This is a genomic window from Acidobacteriota bacterium, assembly GCA_040752915.1.
Lineage (GTDB): Bacteria > Acidobacteriota > UBA4820 > UBA4820 > DSQY01 > JBFLVU01.
This window is the reverse complement of the sequence record JBFMHB010000037.1, coordinates 1-4157: the sequence shown is the minus strand read 5'-3', so window position 1 is coordinate 4157 and position 4157 is coordinate 1. Positions and strand designations below refer to the sequence as shown.

The following is a 4157-nucleotide window of genomic DNA, read 5'->3' as shown; positions in this document are numbered from 1 at the left end:
GAAGACTCAACGGTTGGGTGATGGGCGCGGTGCTCGCGTGCCTGGCGAGCGCTGCAGAGGGGGCTTACCCGGAACAGAAGCTGCGGTTCGGATTGCGGGTGGGGCCGGACCAGTGGGCGTCCGCCGCCGAGGCCCTGCGCGCGGCGCCGGCCGATCCCGCCAATCCGGTCGGCCTCACGGTGCAGATTCCCGCCGAGTGGGCCCAGGCTCCGGATTGGGCGGCCCTGGACGGGGTGCTGGGAGCGGCGAGGGCCGCCAAAGCGAGGCTCTGCGTCACCACCGCCATTCCCGCGGAGCCGGGATCGGCCGAGACCCTCAAGTACCTGGCTACCCTCTCCGCCCACGCCGGGGAGGAGGCGGACGCACTGGGTCTCTCCTTCGCGCCCTCGGAGTTCTCAGAGGCGTTGTTGTCTGCGCCCGACCAGCTGGCCCTGGACCTCAAGCGCATGACGACCTCCCTCAGGGGTGGGAGCAGCGCGAAGATCCTGCTCGGGGAGGTGTCCCCGGCCGACCTGCCGCTCCTGGAACCCCTGTACGCGAGGGACTTCCGCGCTTACGTGGAAGGCTATTCGTCGGCGACCACGGGGAGCGCGGGCGAACCGTCCGAGGCCGTCGTCTCTTTCCTCCAGGGGTACCATCTGGGGGCGCCCTTGCTTCTGCACCTTCCCCGCACGACGAATCCAATCGCCGCACAAGTCCTCGTTCTCGCTTCGGCGAGCCGCGACGTGACTTACACGGATGTGGAGGCCGCCGATCCCGCCACCGCGTGGAAGAGTCTTTTGGACCTGCGCGGGCGCCTCTCGCCCGGGACGGCGCCCGGATTCGGCGCCATGGCTACGGAGATCTCCGGGAGCGAGGGGCCGCGTCCCGACGTGGGGCTGATCCACCTCCTGGACGCGGACCGGATGGCGCAGTCGATGGTGCTCGTGCCCCGCGTGGCGGGTTCTCGGGCCGGGCTTCTCCGGGTCCGGCTGCCGACGGCGGATATCACGGACCCGGTTCTCCACCTCCTGCCCGGGTGCGAGCGGAGGGACGTGGGCTACACGGCGGACCAGAAGAAGCAGGAGAGCGTCCTCGAGGTGCCCTGGGAGGGCCGCCCCCTGCTGCTTTCCTTCAACCGCCTGCGGACGGGAACGGTGGGCCAGGAGGAGCTGACCGTCACCAGCGTGTACCGCCTTCCCGTGGAGGTGATCCTGGCCCGGCACCAGGCAGTGAGCCAGCCGCAGGAGATCTTCCTGGACAGCTACGTGCGCGACGCGCAGGTGGACTACCATTTCCGCCTCCCCGGGGGGACCGGAAGCCTGGACGTCACCTTCCTCAACACCTTCTTCTTCGAGAAGGGGGCCGGCGCCCGGTGGGTGCAGAACCAGCTCCTCGTGAACGGGGTGGCCTGGAAGGGCAAGACCCTTCCCGAACTGCCCATCATCGAGCCCGAAAAGGTCAACACCCTTCCCCTGGAGTTGAGCCTGGGGCGGGATTACACCTACCGCTACCTGGGGGACGAGGTGGTGGAGGGGGTGAACTGCTTCGAGGTGGAATTCGTTCCCGCGCAGGACGCGCGGGGCAGCCTGTACACCGGCAAGGTCTGGATCAGCCACGAGACCTACCAGAAGATTCGCATGTCGGTCCGCCAGGTCGGACTCAAGGAGCCCCTGGTCAGCAGCGAGGAGACCGATTATTACGCCCCCTTTGAGGCCCCCGACGGGCGGTCCTTCTGGCTCCTGTCCCGGGTCCGCGGACAGCAGATTTTTTCCGTCGTGGGCCAGAACGTGGTGGGGGAGAGGGAGATCCGCTTCGGGCCACCGCGCCTGAACCCGCCGGACTTCCGCGAGGCGGTGGCAGAGGCCGAGGCCAGCGACCGGCGCATCCTACAGGAGACCGACCAGGGCCTCAAGTACCTCGAGAAGCAGCCCGATGGAACCCGGAAGATCCAGATGGACCCGAAAACGGGACGCCTGTTCGCGGCGGGCGGCTTCTATTACGACAAGAGCCTGGACTTCCCGCTCCCCCTCGTGGGGGTCAACTACTTCGACTACGACTACAAGAAGACGAAAGCCCAGGTGAACCTGTTGGTCACGGGGGCGGTCAACAGCCTGGCGGCCTCGAAGGTGAACCTCCTGCCCAAGGTGGACGGGAGCTTGAACGCCGTCCTGTTCGCGGTTCCCTTCCAGGACCGCTTCTACCGCGGGGGGGTGGAGGACGAGTCCCAGAAGGTGAAAATCCTGCGGGAGTTCGTGTCCGTGGGCGCGGGCTGGCGCTTTCAGGAATTCTCCAAGCTCTCCCTGGACCTTCGCGGCCGATACCTCGGCTTCTCCCGCACCTCCGACACGGCCCCCGGGTTCGTCCTTCCCCAAGACCATTTCGACTGGGAGGCGGATGTCTCCTACGACTTTTCCTGGAAAGGCTGGTCGCTCGGATCGAGCTACGAAATGCACAGGAGGAGCCGGTGGGAGCCGTGGGGGCTTCCCGGAAGACCGAAGGACGTTTCGTCCTTCAAGGATTACGTCCAGTGGAGCGCCGCCTTCAGCAAGGCCTTCTACCTTCCCAAGTTCCAGAAGGTCGCGGCTTCCGTCTCCTGGCTCGACGGGAAAGACCTGGACCGCTTCAGCCGCTACGAGTTCACTTACCTCGGCCGTCGCTCCCTGGCCGGCTTCGCCGGCAGCGGGATCCGCTTCGACCGGGGCTCCATCGCCGCCCTCGCCTACCAGTTCAACCTGGCGCAGGTCGTGCGCTTCGGGGTTTCCCTCGAGCACGCGCGCATCCAGCCCGTCAAGAGGCTGGGAGGGTGGCAGGACCACACCGGCGTGAGCCTCTCGGGCTCCGTGGCGGGTCCCTGGCAGACGCTGTGGACGCTGGACGCGGGCTACGCCCTCCGGAGCGATGTGGGTCCGGTGGAGAGAGATTTTACGGTGGCCCTCGCGATCCTGAAGTTGTGGTGAGGAGGGGGAAGTGGCGGGCCGACTGCCGCTGATCGTCTTGACGTCCCCTCTCCCGGGGGACGCCCATGCCCTCGCCGAGGGAAGGGCGCGGGTCCGAACGCTCCGCCCGCGGGGTCCCCTCTCGGAGGACGCACTCCTGCGGGCCTTGAAGCGCGCGGACGGGGCCGTCACGCTCCTGAGCCACCCCGTCACGGCGCGCGTGCTGGAGTCCTGCTCCAATCTGAAGGTGGTCTCCAACTACGCGGTGGGGACGGACAACGTCGACCTGGAGGCGGCGCGGAGGCTCGGCATTCGGGTGACCAACACGCCCGACATCCTTACCGAGGCCACCGCCGACCTCGCCTGGACGCTTCTGCTGGGCGCCGCGCGAAGGGCCCCCGAAGGCGATCGGATGATGCGCGCGGGACGATTCCGTGGGTGGGCCCCCGACCTTCTCCTCGGCATGGACCTGAGGGGAAAGCTCCTCGGGATCGTCGGCATGGGCCGAATCGGCAAGGCCGTCGCCCGGCGCGCGCCCGCTTTTGGCCTGAAGGTGGCCTACACCCAGCGCCGCCGGCTCCTCGCCTCGGAAGAAGCCGCCCTTGGCGCGGCGTACATGGACCTCGACGAGCTCTTGAGCGCCGCCGACATCGTAAGCCTGCACTGTCCGCTCACTCCTCAGACCCGGCACCTTCTCGACGACCGGCGCCTGCGCACCATGAAGCCCGGGGCCGTTCTCGTGAACACGTCTCGGGGGGCCGTGGTGGACGAGGCCGCCCTCGTCCGGCGCCTTCGCGAGGGGGGGCTTGGGGGTGCGGGACTGGACGTCTACGAGGGGGAGCCGGAGCTGGCTCCCGGCCTGAGGGAGTTGTCGAACGTGTTCCTCCTCCCGCACCTCGGATCGGCCGGGGCCGAGACCCGCGCCGAGATGGCGCGGATGGCGGTGGCCGACTGCCTCGCGGTGATCGAAGGCCGGGAACCGGCCCACCCCGTCGGTTGAACGGGAAACCGGAAAGAGGGGGAGTCGCCATGGGAGCGGAGGTTCAACTCCGGCGTGGGGCCCGGCTCCTGGTCCGGCTGCCGAACTGGGTAGGGGACGTGCTGTTCTGCACGCCCTCCCTGGCGGCCCTCCGCCGCGCGCGTCCCGACCTCCGCGTCACCGCCCTCGTGAGGCCTTCCGTCCTCCCAGCCGTGGAGGGCCTTCCCCTGGTGGACGAGGTCCTCACGCTCGCGGGGACC

3 protein-coding genes are annotated in these 4157 nt (G+C 68.6%); all 3 read left to right on the top strand.

The annotated features are described in order from the left end of the window. A partial coding sequence (locus tag AB1824_08275; GenBank protein MEW5764961.1) for a hypothetical protein occupies positions 1-2939 on the top strand: 2939 nt, incomplete at its 5' end. Between the two features lie 10 nt (positions 2940-2949). Further along, a complete protein-coding gene (locus tag AB1824_08270) occupies positions 2950-3918 on the top strand; it encodes a D-glycerate dehydrogenase (GenBank protein MEW5764960.1) in 969 nt (322 codons plus the stop codon). A 29-nt stretch (positions 3919-3947) separates the two neighbouring features. Beyond that, on the top strand, positions 3948-4157 hold a 210-nt coding region (locus tag AB1824_08265; protein ID MEW5764959.1), incomplete at its 3' end, for a hypothetical protein.